This window comes from Halosimplex amylolyticum, assembly GCF_051414035.1.
Taxonomy (GTDB): domain Archaea; phylum Halobacteriota; class Halobacteria; order Halobacteriales; family Haloarculaceae; genus Halosimplex; species Halosimplex amylolyticum.
Map to the genome: position 1 here is coordinate 390834 of NZ_JBLKNW010000002.1, position 26032 is coordinate 416865.

The following is a 26032-nucleotide window of genomic DNA, read 5'->3' on the forward strand; positions in this document are numbered from 1 at the left end:
GCATCGCAGCGCAGCGAGAAGCGCAGTCGGTTGGGGAGGTGTGAGGCTGTTTGCGGTGCTGTACCGGGCGGTTCCTGGCGGACTGAAAGGGCGAGGCCAGGTCGCACGGTCTGCGCGGGCCCTATCCGAGGGAGCGTCAGCGACCGAGGATATCCCGCACAGACCGCGCGAGCGGGCCGAGGGCTTTCATCGCCCGTTGTCGACTGCACAGTGTCAGTCCTCGCGAGCGTGGATCGGCCCTGTACTCGACCGAAGATGCCCGCCGTCCCGATCATTCTGAACAGCAAGGACCTCGGCGACGATACTGTGGGCGACTTGGTAGGGGCTCCCACCGCCCAAATCGAGACTCACAGGTGCGGAAATCCGCTCCCGTTCAGCCTCGTCGATCTCTCGACCGTCCGACGCGAGCGCGTCGCGGAGTCGATCGAACCGGTCGGGTGGTCCAATCACGCCGACGTACGCGACCGGCGTCGCCAGCACGTCCCCGAGCGCCACCAGGTCGTCGACGAAGTTGTGGGTCGTGAGGACCACCGGATCGCTCGACTCGAAACACACCGCGCCACGCATGTCTCGGGGCGAGGTCGCGACCATTCGATCGGCCCGCGGGAAGCGCTCGGTCGTCGCGCGCCCGCCGCTGAAACCGACGACGGTCTCGCGAAACCCGCCGACCGGACCAGATCGACGACCGGGCGGACGTCGGCGTAACTCCCGGCGACCGGCCGGGGCGGCAGCGTCACGCGTTCGGCGAACAGCCGGACCGATCCGCCCCTCGTTTCCACTCGAACCGTCGCCGTGGCGTCCACGCCTTCGGGAATCGCGTCGGTCACGTCCGGGGGCAGGTCGTCACTCGCCGTCGCCCCTCTCGTTTCGCTGTCGTCTGTCAAGCCGTGGGGGGTTCGCCGGCGACCCGTTCGGCGGCCGATTCGAGCGCGCGAGCCACGTACGTCTCCAGTAGCTCGCCGCGGAACGACCCGGACGCGTAGGGGTCCGAACGCAGCCGGTCCGCGTCGATATCCGCCCGCGTTTCGCTCGCGGCCGCGTCGATGCGCCCGGCGTCGAGTCGCCCGCCGGCGAGGGTGTCCTCCACCGACGGCAGGCGGACCGCCCGGTCGACCGCGCCGGTCGCGGCGACGCGCGCGCTCGAAACGGCTCCTTCCGAGACTTCGACCACTGCCGCCGCGCCGACCATCGCGTAGCCCGTCGCGGGGTGGGTCTTCTTCGCGTACGCGACGCCGGCGTCGCCCGTGTGCGGGACGCGGACGCCGGTGACGAGTTCGCCGTACTCGACGGCCGTCTCGCCGTCGCCGCGGAAGAAGTCCGTCGCGGGCACCTCGCGCTTGCCGTCGCGGTGGCGCAGCAGTATCGTCGCGTCGCTCGCCAGCACCGCCGCGGGCGGGTCGGCACCGGGGTGTGCCTCCGCGAGGTTGCCGCCGATGGTCCCCCGGTTGCGGATCTGCAGGTCGCCGACTTCGGCGGCTGTCTCGGCCAGCAGCGGCGCGTTCGCTTGGACCGCCCGCGAGTCGGCGATATCGGCGTAGGTCGTCAGCGCGCCGACGACGGTCCGGTCGTCGAGCGCGTTGACCGCGTCGAGCGCTGGCACGTCCAGATCCACGACCACGTCGGGACTGCGACCGTCGGTCTTCATCGCCGGGACGAGGCTGTGGCCGCCGGCGAGGATCTCGACCTCCGCGTCGGCGTGGTCGTCGAGCAGGTCCAGCGCCTCGCCGACGGAGGTCGCGCGTTCGTAGTCGAAATCGTCGGGGAACATCTCAGTCCTCGGCCTCCACGCCCGGCGCGTCGGCGCGTCGGTCCGTCTCCTCCCCCGATGACCCAGCGTCGGCGTCCGAGTCGTGGTCGTCCTCGCGCTCGTCGTCCGTCTCGCGCAGTCGGTCGGCCGCCGTCTCCACCGCGTCGACGATGTTCCCGTAGCCTGTGCAGCGGCAGACGTTCCCCTTGAGCGCTCTCCGGATCTCAGCGCGCGAAGGGTCGCGGTTCTCGTCGAGCAGCTGGTGGGTCGTCGCGAGCATCCCCGGCGTGCAGTAGCCACACTGCAGGCCGTGTTCGTCGTGGAACGCCCGCTGGACGGCGTCGAGGCCCTCGGTCGCGTACCCGGCGGCGGTCGTCACCTCGCCGCCGTCGGCCTGGACCGCCAGGACCGTGCAGGACTTGACCGCGTCGCCGTCGAGTTCGACCGTGCAGGCGCCGCACTTGCCGCTCTCGCAGCCGACGTTCGGGCCGGTGTAGCCCAGGTCGTCCCGCAGCGCGTGGACCAGCAGCGTCCGTGACTCGACGGTGAGGGACTCCTCGCGCCCGTTCACCGCGAGCGTGATGTCGTGTGTTGCCATGGGCGAAGGTCGATAACTTGTGTCGACAACGATCCACGGAGAGTAAAGTGTTGGTCTCGGGGAAGTCTGAGGGTGTTGGTGGTGGCGTTGTGTGACAGCGACCGCTACTGAGGCTGGCGGCGAACAGCGTGAAAGCCCCGGCCGTCTCGACTCCCGCGCCTCGCTGCGCTCCTCGGCCTGACGGCCTGCGGTGCTTGCTTCGTCGGGGTTCGTCGAGACGGCCGCCCCTTTCATTCCCACCCGCATAGACTGTCGAACCAGCCGACACAGGTAGGAATGAAAGGGGCCGGAATGTCCGGGGACTTTCACACTCTTCGCAGTAACCGCGCCGTTTCCCGACAGCGTCACTCCCCAACTCGCAAGATCCCGACGTAGTCGCCGCCGGGCTCGGTCAACTCCTCGTCGGGTTCGATGGCCTCGACGAACTCCCACGGCGTCGCTTCGGCCAACTCGGCCATCGTGTCGGGGGCGGCCATGAGGTAGTCGTGCCACGGGGTCGCGTACACCTCGTAGCGGACGCGGATCCGGAGCGCACCGGGGAGTCGACCGCGCTCGCGGTTGCGCTCGTGATAGGCGAGGTGGTGCTCGTCGTCGGTCGCAGTGGGGTCGCGACTCTGCCCGACGAGGACCGCGTCGTCGGTGGCGACCTCGGCGAGGGCGCGCAACCGCTCGGGCGCCGTCTCCGCCGTGCCGACCAGCCCGAAGTTGTTGCCCATCATGATGACCGCGTCGAAAGTGTCGGGCTCGAAAGCGTCGGCCACGTCGGCCACGTCGACCTCGCGCACGTCGTCGACGCCGCGGTCGCGGGCCACCTCGATGGCGCCGGGCGAGACGTCGATCCCGGCCACGTCGTGGCCACGCTCCTGCAGGTGGAGCGCGTGCGAGCCGGGGCCACAGCCGACGTCGAGGATCCGGCCGTCGACGCGGTCGAGCGCCCGCGTGACGATGTCGGGCCACTCGTCGGGGTCGCGGAAGTAGCCCTCGACGCCGTTGACCCCGATCCAGCCGTCGTCGCGTTCGATGATCTCCACCACGTCCTCGCCTGCGTAGTGGTCGCGCATCGCCGCACCGAAGGCGTCCGATTCGTCCATGGGCCTGCTGACGCGGCCGGTCCCCTAAACGTCGGGGAAACCGTGGCAACGGTTCGCACGATGTGGGGACGGAGAGAAAGAACGAGGGGAAACAGTGACGGGTGCGCAGTCCTCGTGTCGGGACATGTACCTCGCAGACCGGACCTGGCCGGAACTGGGCGAGTACTTCGCCGAGGACTCGCTGGCGCTCGTGCCGCTGGGATCGACCGAACAACACGGCCCGCACCTCCCCGAGTCCACCGACCACCGCATCGCCGAGGCGCTCGCCCGCGAGGCCGCCGAGCGGACCGGCTTCCTCTGCACGCCCACCGTGAACGTCGGTGTGAGCCCCCACCACCGGCAGTTCCACGGGACGATGTGGGTCGAACCCGGCGTCTTCCGCGACTACGTCGAGTCGCTGACGCGGAATCTCACCTACCACGGCATCGACCGCGTAATCTTCGTCAACGCCCACGGCGGCAACGTCCAGCACCTCCGCGAGGTGGGCCGTCGCCTGCGCGACGACGGCGACGCCTACGCCATCGAGTGGATGTGGGACGAGTCCATCCCCGAGCTGGTCGACGATCTCTTCGAGCACAACGGCCCCCACGGCGGTCCGAAGGAGACCGCGATGATGCTCCACATCGCCGACGAACTCGTCCGCGAGGACCAGTTCGAGCGCGCCCGCGACGACGGCATCCGGAACTTCGAGGACTACGAGGGCATCCGGAAGTTCGGCGCCCGCACCTTCTACGACGCCATCGACAACACCGAATGCGGCGTCATCGGCGACCAGACCGACGCGACGCGGGAGAAGGGCGCCGAGTTGTTCGAGGCCGCGTGTGATCAGTTGGTGAAGCTGGCGGAGTGGCTGGACGAGCAGGAATACGAGGACCTGATGCCGCGGGAGCACGTCTGAGCCCGAGTGGAAAGCGATTCTTGGATCGTCCCGATCGCACGCGTATGAGCGACGACACCTTCGAAAACGAACCGCGTGATGCGTTCGAGGACGTGTTCGGTGCCGACGGTGACACCGCCGCGACGGCCGTCGAGAGGGCCGCGGCCTCGGCGTCAGGGGTCTCGTCGTCGGCGGTTTCGAGCAGATCGACCACTCGCTCGCAGCCGTGGCGGAGTTCCCATTCGAACTCGCCCTCCGGGGGCTCGTCCCGGACGACCGACGCGGCGCTCGTCACGCTCTCCCGTGCGGTCGCGACATCGTCGTCGTCGAGGGCGCATCTGCCCTCTGCGAACAACTGCGAGAGCACCGTCCGCACGTCCGTCGGCACGTCTTCGACCACGCTTGGGCGTTTGGGGCGTGCGGCAAGGGTCTTCGGGGGTCAGACCGAGTCCACGGAGTCGACCTGCAACTGCGCATCAACCGGGTCGCCGTTCACCTGAAACGGTTCGCCGTCGTGTCCGGTGAGGTCGTACGTTCCGGTCGCGAGTTCACCGGTCCCGTCCCCCGTAGTCGCGTCACGGCGGAGCGAGTAGGTCGATTCGGCCGAGTCTCCCGGCTGCAGCCCCGTGGTCAAACCTACCCTATTCACCAGACCGATGGTGTAGCCTTCCGTCTTGACGCCGTCTGACCGCTCGTACGCCGCGCTCCAGAGCGTGATACTGTTCGCCGTGTTGACTGCCTCCGCGACGAGAATTCCGAACGGTGCCGGCGGCCCCGTCGTGATTCCGATCGGTTTCTCCCCCGTGTTCTCGACCGTCACGTGTATGTCGGCGATCACGTCCTCGGCGTCCGGGTACTCGACATCGAAGGATATCGAGTATCCCTCCAGTTCTCGGCCGGTCGTCACACCGACCATATACTCCTGCTGGCTCGTCCGTTCCCCTCCCGGTGCCGCTGCACATCCCCCGAGCGATACGGCCAGCGCGGAGAGCAGTTCTCGTCTCTGCATCGGCTCCCACGAGTCGACGGACGGACAAGTGTCTTCCCGTTGTCTATTGGCGCCGGATGCGGTCGCCTCGTCGGAGCGGGCGCGGCGGGACCCGGTTCGCCGACGACGCATGACCCGATAGCGACGAATGCGATCCGGCCACCGAACATTTTTGATTGTAAGCGTTGTAAGGATTGATCACAGAGGTCGATACGTATGTCCAACGCCAGTAAGCGAATCCCAGTCACGGAGGAACGGTGGAAGGAACTGAACGAACTGAAGGAGGCGGGCGAGACGTACGACGACCTGCTGGGTGAGTTGATTCAGGAACACCAGCGCCGGCAACTCGCCGAGCGCGCGAAGGAAGTCCGCGAAGCAGACAGCGAGGAACTGACGTCGCTCGATGAGCTATGAGGTCCTCCTCGCGGAGGAGGCCCGCGAGTACGTCGCCGCGCTAGACGAGAAGAGCATCCGCATCGTGAAGGACAATCTGCGGAAACTTGCCGACGACCCGTATCCGAGGCCGGATTCCGGCTCCGGTGACAAAGAGAAACTGGTGATCGAGGGAGAGGAGCTATATCGGCTGCATATCGGGCGGACCCACACCGCGTTCTACGACGTTCTCGAAGTCGAGGAGGAAGTCCGCGTGATCGAAATCGTGGACATCGACGAAGCTCACAAGCGCTACGGGTTCGACTGAACGCGCCTGCTTCTCTTGTTTAGGTCGGGTGAGATCTGTACGGATACAACCGAGGAAAGTGTCGTTCGAACGTCCGCCGAGCGAAGCGAGGCGGTTCACCGGACGCGAGGGAGCGGAGCGACCGAGTCGTCCGGCCGTTTTTCGCCCACGTTTTTCGAGGAGCCCTCCCGCAGCGAGCCTTCGGCTCGCGAGGAAGGGCGACGATGAAAAAGGTGGACGGGCACGGTGGGATTCGAACCCACGACCGTCGGATTAGAAGTCCGACGCTCTATCCGGACTGAGCTACGTGCCCTCGTCTGAGAGTGAAAGGGCGCGCGTAAAAAGCGGCGTGGGTTCTCCCCGACCGATCACACTTGCTACTCCACGCCGAACGATCACACATGCCCCGAATCGGGCTGACGGGGGACGTGATGCTCGGGCGGCTGGTCGACGAGCGGTACCGCGAGCCCGGGACCACCGCGGCGGGCGTCTGGGGGAATCTGCACGACGGACTCCGAGACCTCGACGGACTGCTGATCAACCTCGAATGCGCGGTTTCCACGAGAGGACGAAAATGGACCCGAACGCGCCGGGCGTTCCACTTCAGAGCGACGCCTGACTGGGCGACCGAAGCGTTGACCGCCGCCGGCGTCGACTTCGCATGTCTCGCCAACAACCACCTGCTGGACTACGAGGAACCCGCACTGCTCGACACGCTCGACCACCTCGACGCGATCGACGTCGCCCACGCCGGCGCGGGCGAAACGATCGCCGAAGCCCGCGAACCCTCGCTCTTCACCGTCGGCGGGCTCGACGTCGCCGCTATCGCCGCGACGGACAACACGCCGGAGTACGCGGCCGGGCCGGACAGTCCCGGGGTGTGCCACCTCGATTTCGACGCCGACGACGAGGTGACCCAGGCCGCTATCGAGGGGATGGTCGCCGACGCACGCGCGCTGGATCCGGACCTGCTGGTCGCGTCGGTCCACGGCGGACCGAACATGGAGACCGCGCCGAGCGACACCCTCCGCGAGTTCCACCGCTGGCTCGCCGAGCGGGTCGACCTGGTCCACGGCCACAGCGCCCACGTCTTCCAGGGCGTCGAAGTCGTCGACGGCACGCCCGTGCTCCACGACTGCGGCGACTTCGTGGACGACTATCGGGTCGACCAGGAGCTACGCAACGACCGCGGGTTCCTGTTCGTCGCCGACGTCGACGAGTCGGGCGTCCGCTCGGTCCGCCTCGAACCGACCGAGATCCGCGACCGAGCGGTCTACGCCGCCGACGGAGAGGTCGCCGACTGGTGTCGGGAGACGATGCGCGAGCGCTCGGAACCCTACCGGACGCACTTCGAGCGCGACGGCGACGTGCTGGTGCTGGACGTGGCGTGAGCGGTGTGGGACGACGTCGACGGCCGCCCTATCTACGTTCGCGACGGCCGGCGACGCCGCAACCGCCCCTCTTTTGGTCGCCGGGCGTCCAGCACCACCAATGAGCGCGCACCTGGACCTGGACGAGCCCGAGCCCGCCGTGGCCGACGACGGCGTCTGGCTCACCTGCATCGAGTGCGGCGAGACGTTCGCCCCCTTCGACGAGATCCGCTACACCTGCGACCACTGCGACGGCCTGCTCGAAGTCCGCTACGCCGACCTGCCCACGTGGGACGACTTCGGCGGCGCCAGCACGCCCGAGAGCGGCCCCTACGGCGTCTGGCGGTACTCCGCCGCGCTCCCCTTCGAGGAGGGCGTTTCCCTCCCCGAGGGCGGCACGCCGCTGCACTACGTCCCCCGCCTCGAAGAAGAGACCGGCGTGAACTCCCTGCGCGTCAAGCACGAGGGGATGAACCCCACCGGGTCGTTCAAAGACCGCGGGATGACCGTCGGCGTCCGCGTCGCCCGCGAGGTGGGCGTCGACCGCCTGGCCTGCGCGTCGACGGGCAACACCTCCGCCGCGCTGGCCGCCTACGGCGCCCGCGCCGGCATGGAGACGCTCGTCTTGCTCCCCGCGGGCAAGGTCGCGGCCGGCAAGGTCGCCCAGGCGAGCCTCCACGGCGCCCGCATCCTCGAAGTCGACGGCAACTTCGACTCCTGTCTCGACATCGTCCAGGACCTGGCCGCCCGTGGCGAGGCGTACCTGCTCAACTCCCTGAACCCCTTCCGCCTCGAAGGCCAGAAGACCATCGGCCTCGAGATCATGGAGCGATTCCACGCCGACGAGGGGCGCTACCCCGACCGGATCGTCCTCCCCGTCGGCAACGCCGGCAACACCGCCGCGCTGTACAAGTGCTTCCGCGAACTCCGGAAGGTCGGCGCCATCGACGCCGACGAAGTGCCCAAGCTCACCGGCGTCCAGGCCGAGCACTCCGCGCCGATGGTCGAGGCCATCGAGGAGGACAACGACGAGGTTCGCCGCTGGGAGAACGTCGAGACCCGCGCGACCGCCATCCGCATCGGGAACCCCGTCAACGCCCCGAAGGCCCTGCCGGGCATCCGCGAGACGGGCGGCACCGCCGTCGCCGTCTCCGACGAAGAGATCACCGACGCACAGCGCTCGCTCGCCGAGGAAGGCGTCGGCGTCGAACCCGCCTCCGCCGCATCCATCGCCGGCCTCCGGAAACTCCGCGAGACCGGCGAAGTCGGCGCCGACGAGGACGTGGTCTGTCTGACCACCGGCCACCTGCTCAAGGATCCCGAGGCCGCTTACGAGGCCGGCGGCGAGCCCGAGCCCGTCCCCAACGACACCGAAGCCGTCATCGACCACCTGAGCGAGTAACGCGATTTCGGCTGTCTGGTCTTTCTTCTGGCGCGCGCTGTCGCGAGTCTCGTCTCGCGGCAGCATCGTGCGAGGGATGAGCGAAGGAGCGGAGCGACTGAGCGAATCGGCTGGGGAGGTGTGAGGCGCGGTGCCGTGTCGTGCCGATGCGGAATTCCCTGGCGGACTGAAAGGGCGAGGCGCGCTCCGGGAAGACGGGCGACGGTGAGCCGAACGAAGTGAGGCGAACGTCGGGAGAGCTTGCTCTCCCGGAACAAGCACCGCAACGAAGTGAGGAGCGCAGCGAGCCCCTCGACCGGAGCGGGCCGAGGGCTTTCGTCGCCTGTTGTCGCCACTCGCCGGAACGACTCCGAAAGAGCAGGATAGAGGGCCCCAGACGCGGAGGAGAAGCGACGACCGATCGACAACCGATTACAGATCTTCTTCGCCGAACTCGTCGATCCGGTCGTGGACGTAGGCGGTCCACTCGTCCAGGGTATCGTGCATCAGTTCACGGGCCTCGGGCAGCGGCGTCGCGGAGTACTGGTAGACGTGGCCGCCACCGTCCAGCAGTCGCCGTTCGCGCTCGGCCAGCCCCTTCTCGCGCAGGGTCGACAGCGAGCGGTTGACGTTGCTGCGGTCGCGGTCCAGCTGGTCGGCCAGCTCTTCGACGGTGCTGCCCGGGTGGTCGTGCAGCGTCAGAAACGTCCGGACTTCGTGCTCCTGAACGTTGAAGACGCAGGCGACCACGTCCTCGAACCCGGGCTCCTCGTCGAGCATCAACTCCCGAAATCGCTGTGGCGAAGGGTCCGCCTCGACCATTGTACCGACGACTACTGTCCCCCGAAGCTTAAACGGGTGCGATGACGGAGCGGTGCCCGGGTCGTCGAACCTCCGACGGCTTACCGGCCGTAGCCCTGTTTCACCAGGCACGCGCGCATCTCCGACTCGGAGTCGTGTTTGTGGAGGCGAGTCGGGGTGTCGCAGTAGAAGACGTCGCCGTCCCAGCGGAGGACCACCTCGTGCTCTGCGTCGAGGAACTCGGTGCGGACGCGGATCCGCCCCTCGTCGACGATCCGGGCGAGTAACTCGTCGGCGTCCAGCTGACCGGCGTCGACGACTGGCGGGTCGGCCATCACGTCCGCGTACGACCGCCGAGATAATCAGTCTTCGTCGGGACCGCGCGAGCGGGACACGGCCGCCGAACCGGCCGCGGGCCCGCGACTACCAGCTCCGCTTCGGGTGGGGCTGGTTGTCGCCGCGGTCGTCGTAGTATTTGCGGCCGATGAACGACTCGTCGACGTTGCTCATCATCGCCGTGTAGACGTCCTCCGCAGACTGGTAGTCCGTCACGTTCGACCGCGCGAGCACCGTCTTGACCGTCGTCGTGTCGCCCGTCGGCGCCTCGATCTCCACGTGGCCGAACTCGTCGGTGACCGCCGTCGCGTCCATCGGATAGTCGAACGACTGCCTGAACAACTGCCGCGTCTCTGTGATTCGCATCGTATCACACCCAAGTGCCTACGTCATTATAAATCATGAGGGTGAATATGCGTCAATTATTGCCACGGATCGCGCCCGTGTTCGTGAACGCACGTCGGGAGAAACCGGCAGAAACTCGCCAAAAGTTGCACAACCATGTTTTTCGCCGAGAGGTTTCCTCGCGCTCTGCGAGCGCTGCGGGAACCCCTCGGCCAAAAACATGGGTGAAAAAGCCGCATCTCGCTTCGCTCGATGCGGAGAACCGCGCCTCGCTCCGCTCGGCGCGGATGCTACTCCTGCTCGGCCAGCCACGCCAGCAACCCTTTCTGGGCGTGCAGGCGATTCTCCGCCTGGTCCGGCAGCCACCTTTTTCTCGTCGAGTCGCTCACTACGTTCGCGACTACTCCTCGAAAAACGTGGGCGAAAATGCCGCTCGCTCCTTGCAGTCGCTCGCGAACCTCAGTCCTGCTCGGCCAGCCACGCCAGCAACCCTTTCTGGGCGTGCAGGCGATTCTCCGCCTGGTCCCAGACGATGGCGTTGTCGCTCTCCAGCACGGCGTCGGTGACTTCCTCGCCGCGATGGGCGGGCAGGCAGTGCATGAGCGCGCGGTCGCCGAGCAACTCCGGGGTGATCTGGTACCCGTCGAAGTCGGCGAGTTTCTGCTCGCGCTCGTCCTCCTGGCCCATGCTGACCCAGACGTCCGTGTACACCACGTCGGCGTCCGCGACGGCCGCCTCGGGGTCGGTCGTCACGTCGGCGGCCGGCCCGAGTCCGTCGGCGCGGTCCAGGACGTCCTCGTCGACGCCGTAGCCCTCGGGGGTCGCGACGGTCAGGTCGAGGTCGCACATCGCGGCGCCGAGCACGAACGACTGGCAGACGTTGTTGCCGTCGCCGACCCACGCGACCGACACGTCGTCGTCGAAGTGCTCCCTGATGGTCAGCAGGTCGGCGAGCGTCTGGCAGGGGTGGGCGTCGTCGGTCAGCGCGTTGATGACCGGGACCCCCGCGTACTCGCCGAGTTCGACCACGTCGTCGTGGTCGAACACGCGCGCCATCACGAAGTCGACGTAGCGGCCGAGCGCCCGCGCGATGTCTTTCACCGGCTCCCGGCCGTGCAACCCGATGTCGTCCGGGCCGAGGAAGACGGCGTGGCCGCCGAGCTGGGTCATCCCGGTCTCGAAGGAGACCCGGGTCCGGGTCGACGGCTTCTCGAATATCATCCCGAGGGTCTGGCCGTCGAGCAGGTCGGTCGCGCCACTCTCGTGATACGCCGCCTTGATCGTCGCCGCGCGGTCGAGGACCGCCGCCAGTTCGTCGGTCGTGAGGTCGTCGACGTCGAGGAAGTTCATTGTAGTTGCTCCGTCGCGTCTTCGAGGACGGCCACGGCGCGGTCGTACTCGGCCAGCGAGACGTGCTCGTTCGGCGCGTGGTCGAGGTCCGAGTCGCCGGGGCCGTAGGTCACCATCGGACAGTCCCACTCCTGGGCGTACACGTTCATGTCGCTCGTGCCGGTCTTGCGCAGGAGTCGCGGGTCGCCGCCCGTCCGCCGGACGGCCGCCCGGAACGCTCGCGCCGCCGGCGTCCGCGGGTTCATCATCACCGGCTCGACCGCGTCGTGCCAGTGGACGGTCCCGTTCGTCAGGTGGCCGTCGGCCAGTTCGCGCACCTCCTCGGTCGTGTGCTCGGGAGGGACGCGCAACTGCACGTCCACCGTCGCCTCGACCGAGAGGCCGTCGTCGCTGGGGCCGCCCTCGAACGTGATCGGCTTGGGCGTCACCCGCTCGAAGACGGGCACCCACTCGTCGTGGCCGAACTCCGTCTCCACGTCGGACCACCAGCCGATGGCGTCCTGGATGGCGTTGTTCTCCGGCCGCGAGGAGTGACCCGACTCCGAGGTCGCGACGTACGTCCCCGCGAGCAGGCCGCGATAGCCCAGCGTGATGCCGTCCCAGCCGGAGGGTTCGCCGTTGACCACGGCGTCCGGTTCCGCGTCGCGGTCCTCGACGAGGTGGCGCGCACCCCGTGAATCGACTTCCTCACCGACGACGCCGACGAACGAAGCCCCTGTCCGGACGGCCGCGACGGCCATCGAACACAGCGGCCCCTTCGCGTCGACGCTGCCGCGGCCCCACAGCAGTTCCTCGCCGTCCTCGCCCTCCTCGACGCGCACCGGGATGTCGCCCGGCACGGTGTCGATGTGGGAGGTGAGGAGGACGCTGTCGTCCGCGGGCGCGCGGACGTTCCCGACCTCGTCGACCCACACCTCGCGGTCGTGGTCCTCGAAGAAGTCGACGAGGACCCCCGCGGCCTCGCTCTCCTCGCCGGTCACGGAGGGCGTGTCGACGACCTCGATCAGCAACTCGCGCGCGTCTTCGTCGGGCGCGATATCGACCGAATCGCCGTCGTCACCGTCGGCGCTCTCGCGTTCGCTCTCACTCATCGCCGAGGACCTCCGCCATGGCGTCGACGACCTGGTCGACCTCCTCCTCGCTGACGGTCAGCGGCGGGAGGAACCGGACGACGGTCCGCCCGGCCGGCAGCGCCAGGACGCCGTGGTTCAGGGCGAGTTGCTTCAGCGCGCGGTTCGCGCCGCGGCCGACCTCGACGCCGACCATCAGGCCCTCGCCGCGCACGTCGCGCACCTGGTCGCCGATCTCCTCGTCCAGGCGCTCCTGCATGTACGCGCCCACGTCGCCGGCGTGGCCCGGCAGGTCCTCCTCGACGATGGTCGAGACGGTCGTCCCCGCGGCCGCCGAGATCACCGGACCGCCCGAGAACGTCGAGGCGTGGCTGCCGTACTCGTCGGCGATCCAGTCGCGGCACAGCGTCGCGCCGACCGGGAAGCCATTACCGAGGCCCTTCGCCGTCGTGAGGATGTCTGGCGCCACGCCCGACTGCTCGCAGGCCCACAGCGTTCCAGTCCGACCCATGCCCGTCTGGACCTCGTCGAAGATGAGCGCCGCGCCCGACTCCTCGGTCACCTCGCGGGCGCGCTGGAGGTACGCCGCGGAGGCGGGGTTGATGCCCCCCTCGCCCTGGACGGGTTCGACGATCACCGCTGCGGTCTCGTCGTCGACGGCCGCGGCGAGTTCGTCGCCGTCGTCGTAGGGGACGAACTCCACGTCGCCGATCAGCGGCTCGTAGGGCTTCTTGTACTTGCTCTTCCACGTCGTCGCCAGCGCGCCCATGGTCCGACCGTGAAAGCCCTTCATCGTCGCGACGATCTTCGAGTTCCCGGTGGCCGAGCGGGCGAACTTCAGCGCCGCCTCGTTGGCCTCGGTCCCCGAGTTGCAGAGCCACGTCTTGTCGATGGGGTCGGGCGCCGAGTCGGCGAGGCGCTCGTACAGCGCCGTCCGCGCGGCGTTGGGGTACGACGCCTGGACGTAGGTCAGCTTCTCGAACTGCTCGGTGACGGCGTCGTGGACGGCCTCGTGGCCGTGGCCCAGCGGGACGCAGGCGTAGGAAGCGCCCATGTCGAGGTACTCCGTGCCGTCGTCGCCGTACAGGACTGTGCCGTCGCCCGATTCGATCTGGATGGGTTTCTCCGAAAAGACGAATCCGCTCATTGTGTCTCCTCCGTGTCCGCTTCCGCAGTATCTGAAAGTGCCGACGCGTGGACGTGCGTGCCGCCGCCCGAGAGAGCCGACAGGATGGGGTCGTCGGCGTTGGCGTCCGCGACCACGACCTCGTCCGCGCCGCCGTCCAGCGCTTCCTCGACGGCCATCACTTTGCGTTCCATGAAGCCCTCGGCGGCGTCTTCGAGATCGGCCCACTCGGCGGCCGTCTCGACGGACTCGATGAGTGTGGAGGGGTCGTCGGGGTCCGCGTAGATCCCCTCGACGTCCGTCAGCAGGACGAGCGTCGCCTCCAGCGCGCCCGCGATGTGGGCCGCCGAACGGTCGGCGTCCGTGTTCACCGGAACGACTTCCTCGTCGTCCTTGCCGGCCATCGGCGGCGACGCGACGGGCGTGTAGCCGTCGGCGAACAGGGTCTCCAGCAGGTCGGCATTGACCCGCTTGATCGTCCCGGAGTGGTCCCCGCGACGGATCTTGCGCTTGCCGTCTTCCATGACGCGCACCGCGGACTTCCGCGGGCCATAGAGGAGCTTCCCGTCCACGCCGTTGAGTCCGACGGCGTCGACGCCCTGGCTCTGGAGGCCCGCGACGAGTTGCGTGTTGAGGTGGCCGAACACCATCTCGAACACCTCCATGGTCTCGGCGTCGGTGAACCGGCCGACGACGCCGGAAGGCGTCTCGACGTACTCGGGCTCGATGCCGAGCCGTTCGAGCGTCTCGTCGACGGCGGTCGAGCCGCCGTGGACGACCGCCACGTCCTCGTCCTCGTCCTCGTCAGTGAGCGATGCGACATCTGAAAGCGCGCCCGCGGGGTCGACCGCGCGGGCGCCGCCGATCTTGACGACTGTAGTCACGAAAAAATCACCTGCTCAGGGGGCGCCGACCGGGTGGAGGCCCCCGAACTCCAGTCCCGCCGTCTCCTCGAGACCCAGCGCGACGTTGGCGGCGTGGACCGCCTGCCCCGCCGAGCCCTTCATCATGTTGTCGATCGCCGAGAAGACGACGAGGCGCTTGTTTCCGGGGTCGAGCTCGAACCCGACCTCCGCACGATTCGTCCCCGCGACCGCCTTCGGCTCGGGGTAGCGATACACGCCGCCTCCGCCCGCGACGAGTTCGACGAACGGCTCGTCCTCGTACTCGCCGCGGTAGGCCCCCCAGAGGTCGCCCTTCGAGACGGGCCCGCCCGGGAAGACGTGGCAGGTCGCGCTCGCGCCGCGGATCATGTCCACCGCGTGGACGGTGAACGAGACGTCCAGGCCGAGGAACTGCTCGATCTCGGCCTCGTGGCGGTGGCCCGTCGGCGCGTACGGGCGGACGACGCCCGAGCGCTCGGGGTGCGAGGAGGCCTCCCCGCCGCCCGCGCCGCCCTCCGAGGAGCCGACCTTCACGTCGACGACGACCTGCTCGTCGCCGGTGAGGATGCCCTCGGCGACCAGCGGTTTGAGCCCCAGAATGGTCGCCGTCGCGTTACAGCCGCCCGAAGCGATCAGGTCCGCGCCCGGCAGCTCCTCGCGCGTGACCTCGGGCAGCGCGTACACGGCGTCGTCGAGCAGTTCCGGGCGCGTGTGCCCGTCGTACCACTCGTCGTACTGCGCTTCCGTGTTCAGGCGGAAGTCCGCCGAGAGGTCGACGACCGTGTCGGCGGCGTCCTGGAACGCGTCGATCTGTTCCATCGAGACGCCGTGGGGCGTCGCCGCGAACAGCACGTCGACGCTCTCTAGCTCCTCCGGCGAGGAGAAGCGCAGGTCCAGGTCGCGGAGGTTCGGGTGGGCGTGGCCCACCGTCTTGTTCTCCTTCGAGCGGCTGGTGGCCTGCGCGACCTCGAACTCCGGGTGGCCCGCGAGGAGGCGCAGCAGCTCGCCGCCGGTGAAGCCCGAGCCGCCGACGACCGATGCGGTGTATTCGCTCATGTCTGTCCCTCGCTGCTCATGTGGTCGCCTCTGCGGTCTCTTCGCTCGCGGCGCCCGCGGTGGCCTCCAGCCAGTCGACGACCCGCGCGGGCACGTCGACGTCGGTGACCTCGTTGAGCGCCTTGAACTCGACGGTGTGGTTGACCTCGTGGACGGTGTACCCGGAGGGGTTCCCGTCGTCGTCGACGCCAGTCTCCATGAGGTCGATCCCCAGCAGGCCGCCACCGACCGCGTCGCTCGCTTTTCGAACCAGTTCTTCCATCTCGTCGGTGATCTCGATCTCCGCGGTCTCGGCACCCTTGGCGGCGTTGGTCAGCCAGTGGTCCGACGAGCGGACCATGCCGGCGACCGGCTCGCCGTCGACGGCCACGATACGGATGTCGCGGCCCGGCTTGTCGACGAACTCCTGGATGTAGAAGACCTTGTGCTCGTAGTGGCCCAGGGTCTCCTTGTGTTCGAGGATCGCCTCCGCGGCGGAGCGCGAGTCGATCTTCGCCATCAGGCGGCCCCACGAGCCGACGACCGGCTTGAGGACGCACGGGTAGCCGAAGTCCTCGATGCTCTCGAGGGCGGCGTCCTTCGTGAACGCCACCTCCGTCGCGGGCGTGGGGACGCCGGCCCGTTCGAGCGCGAGGCTGTTTTTCACCTTGTTCGCGCACACCTCGGCCGTCTCGGCGGCGTTGACCACCGGGATGTCGTAGGCCTCGGCGAACTGGGTGGCGTACAGCGAGCGACTCGTCGCCAGACAGCGGTCCACGAGCACGTCGACATCCTGCATGTCCTCGGGCGGCTCCGAGAGCCCGAAGCGCTGCTTGCGGACGTCGACCTTGACGACCTCGTGGTCGCGCTCACGCAGCTCGTTCAGCAGGAGCTTCTCGTCCCGGCGGATCCGGGAGTAGAGGATGCCGACGTTCACTCTCACTCACCCCAGTCCTCTTCGAGCTCCGGTGCCGTCTCGAGGACTGGAGGTTCGGTGTCGACGACTTCGAGCTCCGCACCGCAGGTGCCACAGTCGACGATCTCTCCTATCTCGATGCCGTCGTGCAGAGTTACTTCCGCTCCGCACTCGACGCATTCTGCCATCGTACCCCCAACTCACACTGGGATGTACTTAAAGGCTTCGAACCTATCAGGAGATAAGTATTACGCGTACGCTCCGCTAAGCGCGTCGCGAGCCGTATTTCGTAGACAGTCTGTTCACTGTATCAGGTATGTGGTAGTTCCCCTCGCGGGGGTCGTGGGAGCGGCTGCGGCCGGTGGTGTGGGGTCCGGTACGAGTCGGCGAGCGAGCAGACGGCCTCAGACATACTCGGCCACCTCCGCTTCGAGCGCGTCCAGCGCGCCAGTCACGGCCTCGCGGCGCTCGGTGACCGCCGACTCGTCGGCGGACAGGCGCTCGCGGGCGTCCGCTATCTGGGCGGTCACCGCTTCGGGGGCGGGGCCGCCCGCCGAGTCGCGCATCGCTACGCTTTCGACCGGATCCAGCGTCGCCGCCAGCGTCTCCTCGTCGACGTACGCCGTCAGCGGCTCGCCGAGGATCTCCTCGGCCGCCGCCTCCAGTTCGGCGATGTCCGGGGCGTCTCGTCCGGGTTCGAGGTCTTCGGCCACCTCGCTCGCGGCTTCGCCGCTCGCGCCTTCGGCGGCGCGTTGCGCCGCCCGTGCCACGACCTCGTGGGCCGTCCGGAAGGGGACGCCGGCCATCGCCAGGCGGTCGGCGACGCCCGTCGCCGTCGAGAACCCGGCCGCCGCTTCGACAGCCAGCACGTCCTCGTTCCACGCCGCCGTCGTCAGCGCGCCCGTCGCCACTTCCAGCGCGGGCGGCACCGCGTCGACCGCGGTCCACGCCGGCGGCGTGGCCTCCTGCAGGTCGATGTTGTACGACCGGGGCAGCCCCTTCAGTGTCGTCAGCAACTGCTGGAGCGCGCCCTGGGCCTCGCCGGCCGTCGCGCGGACGATCTCCAGCGTGTCGGGGTTCTTCTTCTGGGGCATGATCGACGACGTCGACGCGTAGTCGTCGCTGATCTCCAGGTAGTCCCGACCGCTGTAGACCACGAGGTCCTCGGCCATACCGGACAGCGTCGTCGCGAGCGTCGTCAGCGCGCTCGTCGTCTCGACGAGGAAGTCGCGCGAGGACGTGGCGTCCATCGAGTTCGCCACCGTCCCGTCGAAACCCAGCAGTTCGGCGGTGCGTTCGCGGTCGACGTCGAAGGGCGTCCCCGCGAACGCCGCCGCGCCGAGCGGCGACTGGTTCGTGGTGTCCATCGCCGCCAGCAGGCGCTCCGTGTCGCGAGCCAGCGGTCCCTCGTATGAGAGAATCCAGTGGGCCACGGTCACGGGCTGGGCGTACTGGAGATGCGTGAACCCGGGCATCACCGTCTCGGTGTGCCCGGCCGCGGTATCGAGCAACTGCTCGCGCGCGCCGACGACCGTCTCCAGCGCCTCGAACAGGTCCGCGCGCAGGCGATACCGGATGCAGGTCGCCACCTCGTCGTTGCGCGAGCGGGCGGTGTGCATCCGACCGCCCTCGGGGCCCACGCGCTGGATGACTGCGGTCTCGATGGCCTCGTGGACGTCCTCGGCGTCGGGCAACTCGCCGTGGCCCGCCGCCTCGACGTCGTCCAGCGCGTCGAGGATAGCCGCTGCGTCCTCGTCGTCGACGATGCCCTGCTCGGCGAGCATCACGACGTGGGCGCGGTCGACCTGCAGGTCCGCGGCGAAGATCCGGTCGTCAGCTGCCAGCGAGGACATGAACCCGCGCGCGGGCCCGCCGGAGAAGCGGTCGCGGCGGATCGCGGTCCCGCCGCTCTCTCCGTCGCCCTCGTCCGCCTCGGGGGTGTCCTCGCCGTCTGTCATCTTATTCGTCGGAGTCGGTGGTCTCGCCACCGTCCGTCGCCGCCTCGGCCTGCTTGGCCGCGACGTTCGCCGCGACGCGGTTGGCCAGGCGCGACTGGAAGCCGTGGTACTTCGCGACGCCCGTGGCGTCGTCCTGTTCGATGTCGTCGGTGACCGCTTCCTCGTTGAACGAGGCCGCCGACTCGCTGTAGACGGCGTACTCGCTGTCGCGGCCCACCGGACGGGCCTGCCCGCCGTCGAGTTTGACGGTCACAGTACCAGAGACCTTCGTCTGGGTCTGCTCGATGAAGCCTTCGAGCGCCTTCGTCAGCGGCGCGTCGACGAGACCCTCGTAGCCCTTCTGGGCCCAGCGCTGGTCGACCTGCTGTTTGAACGCGCGCTCTTCCTGCGTGAGGACCAGGCTCTCCAGGGCCTCGTGGGCGTTCAGCAGCACCGTCGCCGCGGGGTGCTCGTAGTTCTCGCGGACCTTCAGGCCGAGCATGCGGTCCTCCATGATGTCCGAGCGGCCGATGCCGTGCGCACCGGCGCGCTCGTTGAGTTCCTCGATGAGGCTGACCGCGTCGAGGGACTCGCCGTCCAGCGCGACGACGTCGCCCTGCTCGAAGGTGAGTTCGAGCGTCTCGGTCTCGGCGTTCCCGGGCGCCTGCGTCCAGTCGTAGATCTCCTCGCCGGGGACGTGGGCGGGGTCTTCGAGTTCGGAACCTTCGACCGAGCGGCTCCAGAGGTTCGTGTCGATGCTCCAGCGGCCGCCGTCGCCGCCCTCGACGGGCAGGCCCTTCTCTTCGGCGTACTCGCTCTCCCACTCGCGGGTGAGACCGAGTTCGCGGACGGGCGCGAGCACGTCCATGTCCGAGGCGCGCCAGACGGCCTCGAAGCGGAGCTGGTCGTTGCCCTTGCCGGTACAGCCGTGGGCGAGGGCGCTACAGCCCTGTTCCTCGGCGACTTCCAGGATGGCGTTGGCGATGACCGGGCGCGCGAGCGCGGTGCCCAGCGGGTAGCCCTGGTAGGTGCCGTTGGCCTTGACGGACTGGAGACAGAGGTCGGCGAACTCCTCCTTGGCGTCGACGACGAAGTGTTCGAGGCCGAGCGCGTCGGCGGTCTCGGCGGCCTCGTCGAACTCCTTCTCGGGCTGGCCGACGTCGACGGTGACGCCGATGACGTCGTCGTAGCCGTACTCTTCCTTGATGAGCGGGACGCAGACTGTGGTGTCGAGCCCGCCGGAGAAGGCGAGCGCGACCGTGCCGGATGGGTCGGATGTCATGTGTTGTGTGGTGACTGTCGGGTGAGATGTCCGCCCGGAACCCGACGGTGGCGGAAGTTGGAAACGAGACGTGGCGACGATGGGAGAGGTAGTTTCGGGCCTAACGGCCCGGTCGTCGTCGCCGCGGTCGTCGGGCGTCGACGCCGGTCGGCGCCGCGCTCCGACGCGCGAAAAGTCGGTCGGCGGACCCGCGGCTCGAAACGGCCTGCGTGCCGGGAGCGCGGGTCGTAGCCATGTACCTGCTACTACCAGCAGTTCCGTACTAAAAGGTTCCGAACCGCCGGCGAGCGGACGGGTGCGGCCCGGAATCGATCCGCGTCGGCGGCAAAATCTGCGGCCGCAGATCCGTGCCCGCTCTCGGCGGACCGCGTTCGGTCCCGCTCGGCGCCGCGTCGCTACCTGTCCGGCGCGGCGAGCGACCGGATCGTCCCCTCGTCGGCGTCACCGCCGTCGTTCTCTGACTCTCCGGCGTCGTCGTTCGCACCGCCGGTCCCGTCGTCTGCGGTTCCGTCGCCGCCGCCGTTACCGGCCTGCCCGGTCTCGTTCGCCGGACCATCGTCGTTGGCCTGCCCGGTCTCGTTCACCGGACCGTCGTCGCTGGCCTGTCCGGTTTCGTTCCTCGGACCCCCGTTATCGGACACACGGGTCTCGTTGCCGGCATCGGCGTTTCCTGGCGGACCGCTCTGGTTGCCGGCGCCTGCGTCCTCGGGCGGCCCTGTCTCGTTCCCGGGCCCAGCGTCCTCGGGCGGGCCGCCGTTCCCCTGCCCGCCGGCGTTGCCGTTACCGGACGCGCCCGGCCCGTCGGTCCGATTCTCGACGAACGCCGGCGGTCCGGCGCTGTCGGGCGGACCGCCCATGCCCTTGCCGGCGTTCTTCCCGGCGATGCTCCGTGCGATGGCGGCGACCTCGGGTCCGCTCAGTTCGCCGGCCTGCGACCGCAGCGTCGCGATCGCCGTCGCGTTGACGCCTTTGGCTTCGAGCGCCGCCGCGGGGAGTTCGCGGGCGACGGATTCGGTCTGGTTGATCTGTCGCTGGAGGACGCGCTGTTCGGCGTGGAGCTTCGCGAGGCGAGCGCGGTACTGGCCCTCGCTCAGCGTGCCGTTCTCGTGCGCCCGCTCCAGTTCGTCCATTCGCGCGTCGAGTTCGGCCAGGCGCTCGTCCAGGTCGTCGACTTCCGCGGCGACCACGCCGGCGGCCGACGCGTTCGACCGCGCGGCGGCCACTCGCTGGCCGAACGCCCGCGCCTCGACCTCGCCCGAAATCTCGGCCTGTTCGACGCCCAGGACCCCGGCGAACCGCTCGCCCGGCGCCAGCGACTCGTTCGCCGCCGTCTCGTTCGTCGCCGTCCCGTCCTCCGCGGTCTGTTGCGCCCCGACGCCGGCGTCCGTCAGCGCGGCGACCGGGACCGCCCCGACGGCGCCCAGTACGACGAGCAGCGCCGCGACGACGGGTGATGCTTCGACCATCTCGTCCCCTCCTTGGCCCTGCCACCCCATATAAACCCCCAATCCACAACCCCATTCAATCACGATTAAGCCGGTTTTCGATCGGGGTCGATCGGCCCGCTATGTGGCGGTACGCGACGGAAAACGGACGGAGAGTCGGATAAACGACCGAAAGCTACAAGTCGCTCTCTTCGGGGAGCGCGACGACGTTCTCGCGACCGATGCGGAACGTCTCGACGGCGTCCTCGTCGCGGAGGGAGCCGACGACCTGGCTCGTCTTGGCGTCGGTCCAGTCGAACTCGCCGGCGATCTGCTGCTGTTTGATCCGGCCGCCGTTGTCTTCGAGCAAGCGGATCACGCGCTCCTCGTTACTCAGCAGTTCCTCGGGCGGTCCGTCGTCCACCTGGGCAGCGCCGCCCGTCCCGTCGGCGTCGACTGGCCCCGTCGCGTCGTCGTCGGCCGCGCCACGGGTAGCTGCGCCCTCGGCCGCGCTTTCGGTCGCAGCCCCCGACTCTCCGGGAGCGTCTGTGCCACCGCCGCGCGAGCGGTAGAGCCAGCCGGCCCCTGCCACCGCGACGACGAGGACGGCGATACCCGCGAGCAGCGTGGTCGGGAGGCCGCTCCCACCGCCGGGCGCGACGACGACGCGCGGCTCGTTCGGCCCGAACTCCGCCGGGCCGCGCCACGTGACCGACCCGTTGCCCGTCGCGTCCGGGTCGGGCGTCACCGACTGGCGCTCGTAGCCCGTCGGCCACGCGAGCACGAGCGAGGACTCGCTGTCGAGGAAAAAGCCCGACAGGGAGTCGCCGATCCGGAGTCGGTCGCCGTCGGCCGCGGCGAAGTTCGTCCACGTGAACCGGTAGGTAAGGACGCCGTACTCCTGGGGGAGGCGCTCTTTGCTCGCAGTGACGGTGACGTTCTCCAGGGCCATCTCGCGGCCGGTCCGGTCTTCGGCGCTCGCGACAGTCCGCTTCATCCCGGTCGCGAACTGCTCGGTGAAGGCCGTCTCGTTGGCCTCCACGTCGTCCTGGACCGATTCGAAGGCGGCGGTCGCGTTCTCGTCGTCGAGGCGGACCCGGAACGCGACGGTCCACGCGGCGGTCCCGTCGTCGCGGACCGCCGCCCGCAACACGACCGCGTCAGGGTCGACCGCCGACTGGAAGCCCGGCGGCGCCTGAGCGTTCGCGATGGCTCCCCCTCCATCGATCGACGGCTGTCCCCCCGAGTGGGCCTGCCCCGCGGCCCCGAGCGCCGGCCCGACGACCGAGAGACAGACCAGCGCGACCGCGACCGACACGGCGACCCGACGCGTCGTGCCTTGCATCGTCACTGGGGTTAGTCCGAACGGCGATATGCTTTGGGTAGTGGCCGCCGCGTGCGCCGTGATCCCACGGTACAGCATTTGCTCTGTGCTCCCACAGTCCCACGGCCGACCGCGGCACACGTGACCCAACGGCCGACCGCGGCGCAGGCGGTCACACGTCAGGCCGCGCCGCCGCCTGGCGCCTCGCGCCCGGCCGGAACGCCTTTGCGAGTGGCCGTCGAGCGCTCGCCCATGGATACACGGGCAGACCTCGACGTCGAGACCCTGCTGAAGATCGTACTCGTCCTCGTGGTCGTCTGGATCGCCATCGAGATACTCGACGCTGCGCTGTCGATCGTCTTCGGCCCGCTAAAATCGGTGTTCGGGCTGATCATCGTCGTCCTGATCGTCCTCTGGCTGCTCGACCGGATCTGAGCCGGCCGGCGCGACCCCGGCGAGCAGCCGGTCCCCGCTCGGCTGTCGACTCCGGGACGCCGTTCGACGGTCTTTTCGGCGAAAGCCCCCTCAGTGAGCGCGTGTACAGTCTCAACGTCCCCGTCCCCGGGACGGTCGGCGCGCTCGCTGGCGACCTGGGAACGCGCCTCGGCACCGCCGAGGTCCGTCGACGCGGCGAGCACACCCTCGTCTGCAAGCGCCTCGGTACCGGCGACGCCGCCACCTACCACGAGATCGAAGCCCGCGCCCGCGAGGCCCTCGCCGGCGAGCCCCCCTTCGAGGTCCGCGTCGACGGCGTCGACGTCTTCACCGACGTGCCGAGAGGCGAGGGCCCCGTCGTCTACCTCAGCGTCGAGAGCCCCGGCCTCGAAGCCCTCCACCGGCGGCTCTGCGAGGTGTTCGACCCCGTCGACGAGATCGAGGACGATGAGTACGTCCCCCACGTCACCGTCGCCCGTGGCGGCTCCGTCGAGCGCGCCGCCGACCTGCGCGACGCGCCGTTCGACCCCGTCGAGTGGGTCGTCGAGCGCCTGGAGTTCTGGGACGCCGAGCACGGCCAGTCCGTCAGTTCCGTCTCCTTGCCGGCCTGACTCCCCACAGTGGGCTCGCTGCCGGGACAACAGTTTAGCCGCTGTCGGCAGATGTGCGATCCATGACCGACGACGCGCCCGCGGGTCCGCCCGACGGCGGAACGGACGATTCCAGCGAACTCGTCGGCGAGGGCGTCGCCCGCCGAGAGGACGCCGCCCTGCTCACCGGCGACGCCACCTTCACCGACGACGTCGACGCGGCGGACCTGACGTACCTCACCTTCGCCCGGAGCGAGGAGGCCCACGCCGCGATCGAGTCCGTCGACGCGACCGCCGCGGAGTCGATGGACGGCGTCCTCGCTGTCTACACCTGGGAGGACGTCGCCGCCTCTGCCGTTCCGGGCGTGCTCCCCATCTCGATGCACGGCATCGACTGCGACCCGCCGGGTCACCCGATACTCGCTCGCGACCGCGTCCGCTACCAGGGCCAGCCGATCGCGGCCATCGTCGCCGAGGACCGCTACCGCGCCCGCGACGCCGCCGACGCGGTCGAGATCGACTACGACCCGCTCCCGGCTGTCGTCGACCAGCGCGATGCTCAGGAGGCCGACGCGCCGACCGTCTACGACGACGCGCCGGACAACGTCGCCGCCACGTCGGAACTGGGCGACGCCGACGCGACCGACGAGGCCGTCGCCGCGGCCGACCACGTCGTCGAAGTGGACCTGACGAACAACCGGCTCATCCCGAACGCCCTGGAGCCGCGGGCGGCCGTCGCCCGCTGGGACGCCGGCGACGAGCGCCTGACCGTCGAGCTGACGAGCCAGTCGCCCCACGGCCACCGCGGGAAGCTCTCGACCACGCTCGGTCTCCCCGAGAGCGACATCCGCGTCGTCGCGCCCTCCGTGGGCGGCGGCTTCGGCCACAAGGGCCACCACCACCCCGGCGAGGCCGCGGCCGCCGTCGCCGCGATGGACCTCGACAGGCCGGTGAAGTGGACGGCGACCCGGAGCGAGAACTACCTCGCCGGCGCCCACGGCCGCGACCACCGGACGCGGGCCGAACTCGCCGTCGACGACGACGGCCGGATTCGCGGGCTGCGCGTCGAGACCGACGCCAACGTCGGCGGCTACGGCCTCGGCGGCAGCCTCTCGATGCCCGGCTGGTACGGCTCGCTCCTCGCCAGCCAGTACGATATCCCGGCCATCCACTGCGAGACCCGCGCCGTCTTCACGAACACGGCGCCGATCCACTCCTACCGCGGCGCGGGCCGGCCGGAGGCGGGCTACGTGATCGAACGCCTCGTCGGCGCGGCCGCGCGGGAACTCGGCTTCGACCCCGTCGAGCTACGCCGGCAGAACCAGATCTCCGAGTTCCCCCACGAGACGGCCGTCGGCGCGACCTACGACAGCGGCGACTACGAACGCGGGCTGGACGAGGCGCTGGCGGCGGCGGGCTGGGACGCCCTCCGTGACCGGCCGGAGCGCGACGACGAGGGACGCTACCTCGGGGTCGGACTGGCCTGCTACGTGGAGTCGACCGGCGGCGGGATGGAGAGCGGGGTCGTGCGCGCCCACCCCGACGGCACCGTCACCGTCTACGCGGGCACCCACTCACACGGCCAGGGCCACGGCACCACCTACGCCCAGATCGTCGCAGACGTTCTCGGCGTCGACTACGACGCCATCGACGTGAACGAGGGCGACTCGGACGCCACGCCCACGGGAACCGGCACGTTCGGCAGCCGCTCGACGATCACCGGCGGCAACGCCGTCGCCGAGAGCGCCCGCGCGGTCAGGGAGAAAGCCCGACAGTTCGCCGCGAACTTGCTCGACGCGCCCGCCGAGGCCGTCGAGTACGACGACGGCGAGTTCTCGGCACCCGACCACACGGACGAGACCCGTACCTTCGCCGACGTGGCGGAGGCGGCCTACGGCTGGGGCGTCCCCGAGGGGATGGACCCCGGCCTCGAAGCGACGACGTTCTTCGAGCAGGCGGAGACCGCCTACACCTTCGGGACGCACGTCGTCGCCGTCGCCGTCGACCCCGAAACCGGGGGAGTCGACATCGAGCGTTACGTCGCGCTCGACGACTGCGGCGAGCGGGTCAACCCGACCATCGTCGAGGGACAGGTCGAGGGCGGCGTCGCCCAGGGCATCGGCCAGGCGCGCTACGAGGGGTGCGTCTACGCCGACGACGGCACCCTCCAGACCGACTCGATGCTCGACTACGCCCTCCCCCGGTCGTTCCACGTCCCCGACGTCCAGACGGAAGCGACCGTGACGCCCAGCCCCACGAACGATCTGGGCGTGAAGGGTATCGGCGAGGCGGGGACAATCGCCGCGCCGCCGGCCGTCGTCAACGCGGTCTGCGACGCGCTCGCGCCTCTGGGGATCGCCCACGTCGACATGCCGCTGACCGAGGAGCGGGTGTGGTCGGCGATCCGGGAAGCGAGGGAGTGAGAACGCGGTCCTGTCGTCAGGAC

The 26032-nt window shown here is 69.3% G+C and carries 27 protein-coding genes, 1 tRNA gene and 1 pseudogene; 8 read left to right on the forward strand and 21 right to left on the reverse strand.

The features are described 5' to 3' along the window. Window positions 1-213 precede the first annotated feature (213 nt). The 4 genes from ACMGFE_RS12485 to ACMGFE_RS12500 all read right to left on the reverse strand — a co-directional run bounded on the left by ACMGFE_RS12485 (window position 214) and on the right by ACMGFE_RS12500 (window position 3436). Window positions 214-762 (reverse strand): XdhC family protein, encoded by a 549-nt coding sequence (locus ACMGFE_RS12485; RefSeq protein ID WP_436926092.1) that lies wholly within the window; start codon window positions 760-762, stop codon window positions 214-216. A gap of 118 nt (window positions 763-880) precedes the next feature. Further along, complete coding sequence (locus ACMGFE_RS12490; RefSeq protein ID WP_436925529.1) at window positions 881-1768, reverse strand: FAD binding domain-containing protein; 888 nt, start codon at window positions 1766-1768, stop codon at window positions 881-883. A 1-nt stretch (window position 1769) separates the two neighbouring features. Next, on the reverse strand, window positions 1770-2345 hold the full coding sequence (locus ACMGFE_RS12495) for a (2Fe-2S)-binding protein (protein ID WP_436925530.1): 576 nt from the start codon (window positions 2343-2345) through the stop codon (window positions 1770-1772). Window positions 2346-2689: 344 nt separating this feature from the next. Next, complete coding sequence (locus ACMGFE_RS12500; RefSeq protein WP_436925531.1) at window positions 2690-3436, reverse strand: class I SAM-dependent methyltransferase; 747 nt, start codon at window positions 3434-3436, stop codon at window positions 2690-2692. Between the two features lie 124 nt (window positions 3437-3560). On the opposite strand from ACMGFE_RS12500, the gene ACMGFE_RS12505 reads away from it, so the two are divergent. Next, window positions 3561-4334, forward strand: a complete 774-nt coding sequence (locus tag ACMGFE_RS12505; protein ID WP_436925532.1) for a creatininase family protein — start codon at window positions 3561-3563, stop codon at window positions 4332-4334. A gap of 220 nt (window positions 4335-4554) precedes the next feature. On the opposite strand, the pseudogene ACMGFE_RS26055 reads toward ACMGFE_RS12505, so the two are convergent. Both ACMGFE_RS26055 and ACMGFE_RS12515 read right to left on the reverse strand, forming a co-directional pair. Further along, a pseudogene (locus ACMGFE_RS26055) lies at window positions 4555-4713 on the reverse strand (DUF8101 family protein); the annotation flags it as partial. Between the two features lie 39 nt (window positions 4714-4752). Continuing rightward, window positions 4753-5322 carry a DUF8130 domain-containing protein gene (locus ACMGFE_RS12515; RefSeq protein ID WP_436925534.1) on the reverse strand — a complete coding sequence of 190 codons (570 nt, stop codon included), beginning with the start codon at window positions 5320-5322 and terminating at the stop codon, window positions 4753-4755. A gap of 195 nt (window positions 5323-5517) precedes the next feature. On the opposite strand from ACMGFE_RS12515, the gene ACMGFE_RS12520 reads away from it, so the two are divergent. Together ACMGFE_RS12520 and ACMGFE_RS12525 are read left to right on the forward strand one after the other, a co-directional pair. After that, complete coding sequence (locus tag ACMGFE_RS12520) at window positions 5518-5715, forward strand: hypothetical protein (RefSeq protein WP_436908312.1); 198 nt, start codon at window positions 5518-5520, stop codon at window positions 5713-5715. Beyond that, window positions 5705-6001 (forward strand): type II toxin-antitoxin system RelE family toxin, encoded by a 297-nt coding sequence (locus ACMGFE_RS12525; RefSeq protein WP_436925535.1) that lies wholly within the window; start codon window positions 5705-5707, stop codon window positions 5999-6001. The genes ACMGFE_RS12520 and ACMGFE_RS12525 overlap by 11 nt, the downstream gene beginning before the upstream one ends. Window positions 6002-6218: 217 nt before the next feature. Here the strand turns inward: ACMGFE_RS12525 and ACMGFE_RS12530 are convergent. Continuing rightward, window positions 6219-6293: transfer RNA gene (locus ACMGFE_RS12530), tRNA-Arg, on the reverse strand. Window positions 6294-6381: 88 nt separating this feature from the next. On the opposite strand from ACMGFE_RS12530, the gene ACMGFE_RS12535 reads away from it, so the two are divergent. Both ACMGFE_RS12535 and thrC read left to right on the forward strand, forming a co-directional pair. Beyond that, window positions 6382-7371, forward strand: a complete 990-nt coding sequence (locus ACMGFE_RS12535; protein ID WP_436925536.1) for a CapA family protein — start codon at window positions 6382-6384, stop codon at window positions 7369-7371. A 100-nt stretch (window positions 7372-7471) separates the two neighbouring features. Then, window positions 7472-8752 carry a threonine synthase gene (gene thrC / locus ACMGFE_RS12540; protein WP_436925537.1) on the forward strand — a complete coding sequence of 427 codons (1281 nt, stop codon included), beginning with the start codon at window positions 7472-7474 and terminating at the stop codon, window positions 8750-8752. 411 nt (window positions 8753-9163) lie between these two features. On the opposite strand, the gene ACMGFE_RS12545 is transcribed toward thrC, so the two are convergent. From ACMGFE_RS12545 to ACMGFE_RS12610, 14 genes are all read right to left on the reverse strand, one after another. After that, on the reverse strand, window positions 9164-9553 hold the full coding sequence (locus tag ACMGFE_RS12545) for a helix-turn-helix domain-containing protein (RefSeq protein ID WP_436925538.1): 390 nt from the start codon (window positions 9551-9553) through the stop codon (window positions 9164-9166). Between the two features lie 80 nt (window positions 9554-9633). Beyond that, window positions 9634-9867: a DUF8001 family protein gene (locus ACMGFE_RS12550; RefSeq protein ID WP_436925539.1), complete on the reverse strand. Its 234-nt coding sequence runs from the start codon at window positions 9865-9867 to the stop codon at window positions 9634-9636. Between the two features lie 88 nt (window positions 9868-9955). Then, a complete protein-coding gene (locus tag ACMGFE_RS12555; RefSeq protein WP_436925540.1) occupies window positions 9956-10234 on the reverse strand; it encodes a DUF5789 family protein in 279 nt (92 codons plus the stop codon). Between the two features lie 438 nt (window positions 10235-10672). Beyond that, window positions 10673-11563 (reverse strand): ornithine carbamoyltransferase, encoded by an 891-nt coding sequence (gene argF, locus ACMGFE_RS12560; protein ID WP_436925541.1) that lies wholly within the window; start codon window positions 11561-11563, stop codon window positions 10673-10675. Beyond that, window positions 11560-12654 carry a [LysW]-lysine hydrolase gene (locus tag ACMGFE_RS12565; protein WP_436925542.1) on the reverse strand — a complete coding sequence of 365 codons (1095 nt, stop codon included), beginning with the start codon at window positions 12652-12654 and terminating at the stop codon, window positions 11560-11562. The genes argF and ACMGFE_RS12565 overlap by 4 nt, the downstream gene beginning before the upstream one ends. Next, entirely contained in the window at window positions 12647-13780 is a 1134-nt protein-coding gene (locus ACMGFE_RS12570; protein ID WP_436925543.1) for an aspartate aminotransferase family protein, read from the reverse strand. The genes ACMGFE_RS12565 and ACMGFE_RS12570 overlap by 8 nt, the downstream gene beginning before the upstream one ends. Then, window positions 13777-14643: an acetylglutamate/acetylaminoadipate kinase gene (locus tag ACMGFE_RS12575; protein ID WP_436925544.1), complete on the reverse strand. Its 867-nt coding sequence runs from the start codon at window positions 14641-14643 to the stop codon at window positions 13777-13779. The genes ACMGFE_RS12570 and ACMGFE_RS12575 overlap by 4 nt, the downstream gene beginning before the upstream one ends. A 15-nt stretch (window positions 14644-14658) precedes the next feature. After that, window positions 14659-15699: an N-acetyl-gamma-glutamyl-phosphate reductase gene (argC, locus tag ACMGFE_RS12580; protein ID WP_436925545.1), complete on the reverse strand. Its 1041-nt coding sequence runs from the start codon at window positions 15697-15699 to the stop codon at window positions 14659-14661. A gap of 16 nt (window positions 15700-15715) precedes the next feature. Further along, a complete protein-coding gene (lysX, locus tag ACMGFE_RS12585; RefSeq protein ID WP_436926093.1) occupies window positions 15716-16615 on the reverse strand; it encodes a lysine biosynthesis protein LysX in 900 nt (299 codons plus the stop codon). A 2-nt stretch (window positions 16616-16617) separates the two neighbouring features. After that, a complete protein-coding gene (gene lysW / locus ACMGFE_RS12590) occupies window positions 16618-16782 on the reverse strand; it encodes a lysine biosynthesis protein LysW (RefSeq protein WP_006882170.1) in 165 nt (54 codons plus the stop codon). A gap of 216 nt (window positions 16783-16998) precedes the next feature. Beyond that, window positions 16999-18552, reverse strand: coding sequence for an argininosuccinate lyase (argH, locus tag ACMGFE_RS12595; protein WP_436925546.1), 1554 nt, complete (start codon window positions 18550-18552; stop codon window positions 16999-17001). Window position 18553: 1 nt separating this feature from the next. Beyond that, entirely contained in the window at window positions 18554-19813 is a 1260-nt protein-coding gene (locus ACMGFE_RS12600) for an argininosuccinate synthase (RefSeq protein WP_436925547.1), read from the reverse strand. 395 nt (window positions 19814-20208) lie between these two features. Then, window positions 20209-21279, reverse strand: coding sequence for a collagen-like domain-containing protein (locus ACMGFE_RS12605; protein WP_436925548.1), 1071 nt, complete (start codon window positions 21277-21279; stop codon window positions 20209-20211). A gap of 154 nt (window positions 21280-21433) precedes the next feature. Further along, a complete protein-coding gene (locus tag ACMGFE_RS12610) occupies window positions 21434-22582 on the reverse strand; it encodes a helix-turn-helix transcriptional regulator (protein WP_436925549.1) in 1149 nt (382 codons plus the stop codon). A 231-nt stretch (window positions 22583-22813) separates the two neighbouring features. Between ACMGFE_RS12610 and ACMGFE_RS12615 the strand changes: the two genes are divergently transcribed. The 3 genes from ACMGFE_RS12615 to ACMGFE_RS12625 all read left to right on the forward strand — a co-directional run bounded on the left by ACMGFE_RS12615 (window position 22814) and on the right by ACMGFE_RS12625 (window position 26009). Next, complete coding sequence (locus ACMGFE_RS12615; protein WP_436925550.1) at window positions 22814-22996, forward strand: DUF7554 family protein; 183 nt, start codon at window positions 22814-22816, stop codon at window positions 22994-22996. A gap of 101 nt (window positions 22997-23097) precedes the next feature. Beyond that, window positions 23098-23607 (forward strand): 2'-5' RNA ligase family protein, encoded by a 510-nt coding sequence (locus tag ACMGFE_RS12620; RefSeq protein WP_436925551.1) that lies wholly within the window; start codon window positions 23098-23100, stop codon window positions 23605-23607. A gap of 62 nt (window positions 23608-23669) precedes the next feature. Then, the gene (locus ACMGFE_RS12625) at window positions 23670-26009 is read left to right on the forward strand and encodes a xanthine dehydrogenase family protein molybdopterin-binding subunit (protein WP_436925552.1); all 2340 of its coding nucleotides are present in this window, start codon (window positions 23670-23672) and stop codon (window positions 26007-26009) included. The last annotated feature ends 23 nt before the right edge of the window (window positions 26010-26032 follow it).

What these genes read in the sequence shown, in the direction of transcription:
- ACMGFE_RS12520 (WP_436908312.1), top strand. Translation starts at nt 5,518, where the DNA reads ATGTCCAACGCCAGTAAGCGAATCCCAGTCACGGAGGAACGGTGGAAG.
- ACMGFE_RS12570 (WP_436925543.1), bottom strand. Translation starts at nt 13,780, where the DNA reads ATGAGCGGATTCGTCTTTTCGGAGAAACCCATCCAGATCGAATCGGGC.
- ACMGFE_RS12535 (WP_436925536.1), top strand. Translation starts at nt 6,382, where the DNA reads ATGCCCCGAATCGGGCTGACGGGGGACGTGATGCTCGGGCGGCTGGTC.
- ACMGFE_RS12545 (WP_436925538.1), bottom strand. Translation starts at nt 9,553, where the DNA reads ATGGTCGAGGCGGACCCTTCGCCACAGCGATTTCGGGAGTTGATGCTC.
- ACMGFE_RS12625 (WP_436925552.1), top strand. Translation starts at nt 23,670, where the DNA reads ATGACCGACGACGCGCCCGCGGGTCCGCCCGACGGCGGAACGGACGAT.
- ACMGFE_RS12565 (WP_436925542.1), bottom strand. Translation starts at nt 12,654, where the DNA reads ATGAGTGAGAGCGAACGCGAGAGCGCCGACGGTGACGACGGCGATTCG.
- argH (WP_436925546.1), bottom strand. Translation starts at nt 18,552, where the DNA reads ATGACAGACGGCGAGGACACCCCCGAGGCGGACGAGGGCGACGGAGAG.
- ACMGFE_RS12555 (WP_436925540.1), bottom strand. Translation starts at nt 10,234, where the DNA reads ATGCGAATCACAGAGACGCGGCAGTTGTTCAGGCAGTCGTTCGACTAT.
- argC (WP_436925545.1), bottom strand. Translation starts at nt 15,699, where the DNA reads ATGAGCGAATACACCGCATCGGTCGTCGGCGGCTCGGGCTTCACCGGC.
- thrC (WP_436925537.1), top strand. Translation starts at nt 7,472, where the DNA reads ATGAGCGCGCACCTGGACCTGGACGAGCCCGAGCCCGCCGTGGCCGAC.
- ACMGFE_RS12495 (WP_436925530.1), bottom strand. Translation starts at nt 2,345, where the DNA reads ATGGCAACACACGACATCACGCTCGCGGTGAACGGGCGCGAGGAGTCC.
- ACMGFE_RS12550 (WP_436925539.1), bottom strand. Translation starts at nt 9,867, where the DNA reads ATGGCCGACCCGCCAGTCGTCGACGCCGGTCAGCTGGACGCCGACGAG.
- ACMGFE_RS12490 (WP_436925529.1), bottom strand. Translation starts at nt 1,768, where the DNA reads ATGTTCCCCGACGATTTCGACTACGAACGCGCGACCTCCGTCGGCGAG.
- ACMGFE_RS12610 (WP_436925549.1), bottom strand. Translation starts at nt 22,582, where the DNA reads ATGCAAGGCACGACGCGTCGGGTCGCCGTGTCGGTCGCGGTCGCGCTG.
- ACMGFE_RS12600 (WP_436925547.1), bottom strand. Translation starts at nt 19,813, where the DNA reads ATGACATCCGACCCATCCGGCACGGTCGCGCTCGCCTTCTCCGGCGGG.
- argF (WP_436925541.1), bottom strand. Translation starts at nt 11,563, where the DNA reads ATGAACTTCCTCGACGTCGACGACCTCACGACCGACGAACTGGCGGCG.
- ACMGFE_RS12605 (WP_436925548.1), bottom strand. Translation starts at nt 21,279, where the DNA reads ATGGTCGAAGCATCACCCGTCGTCGCGGCGCTGCTCGTCGTACTGGGC.
- ACMGFE_RS12505 (WP_436925532.1), top strand. Translation starts at nt 3,561, where the DNA reads ATGTACCTCGCAGACCGGACCTGGCCGGAACTGGGCGAGTACTTCGCC.
- ACMGFE_RS12500 (WP_436925531.1), bottom strand. Translation starts at nt 3,436, where the DNA reads ATGGACGAATCGGACGCCTTCGGTGCGGCGATGCGCGACCACTACGCA.
- ACMGFE_RS12615 (WP_436925550.1), top strand. Translation starts at nt 22,814, where the DNA reads ATGGATACACGGGCAGACCTCGACGTCGAGACCCTGCTGAAGATCGTA.
- ACMGFE_RS12525 (WP_436925535.1), top strand. Translation starts at nt 5,705, where the DNA reads ATGAGCTATGAGGTCCTCCTCGCGGAGGAGGCCCGCGAGTACGTCGCC.
- ACMGFE_RS12515 (WP_436925534.1), bottom strand. Translation starts at nt 5,322, where the DNA reads ATGCAGAGACGAGAACTGCTCTCCGCGCTGGCCGTATCGCTCGGGGGA.
- lysW (WP_006882170.1), bottom strand. Translation starts at nt 16,782, where the DNA reads ATGGCAGAATGCGTCGAGTGCGGAGCGGAAGTAACTCTGCACGACGGC.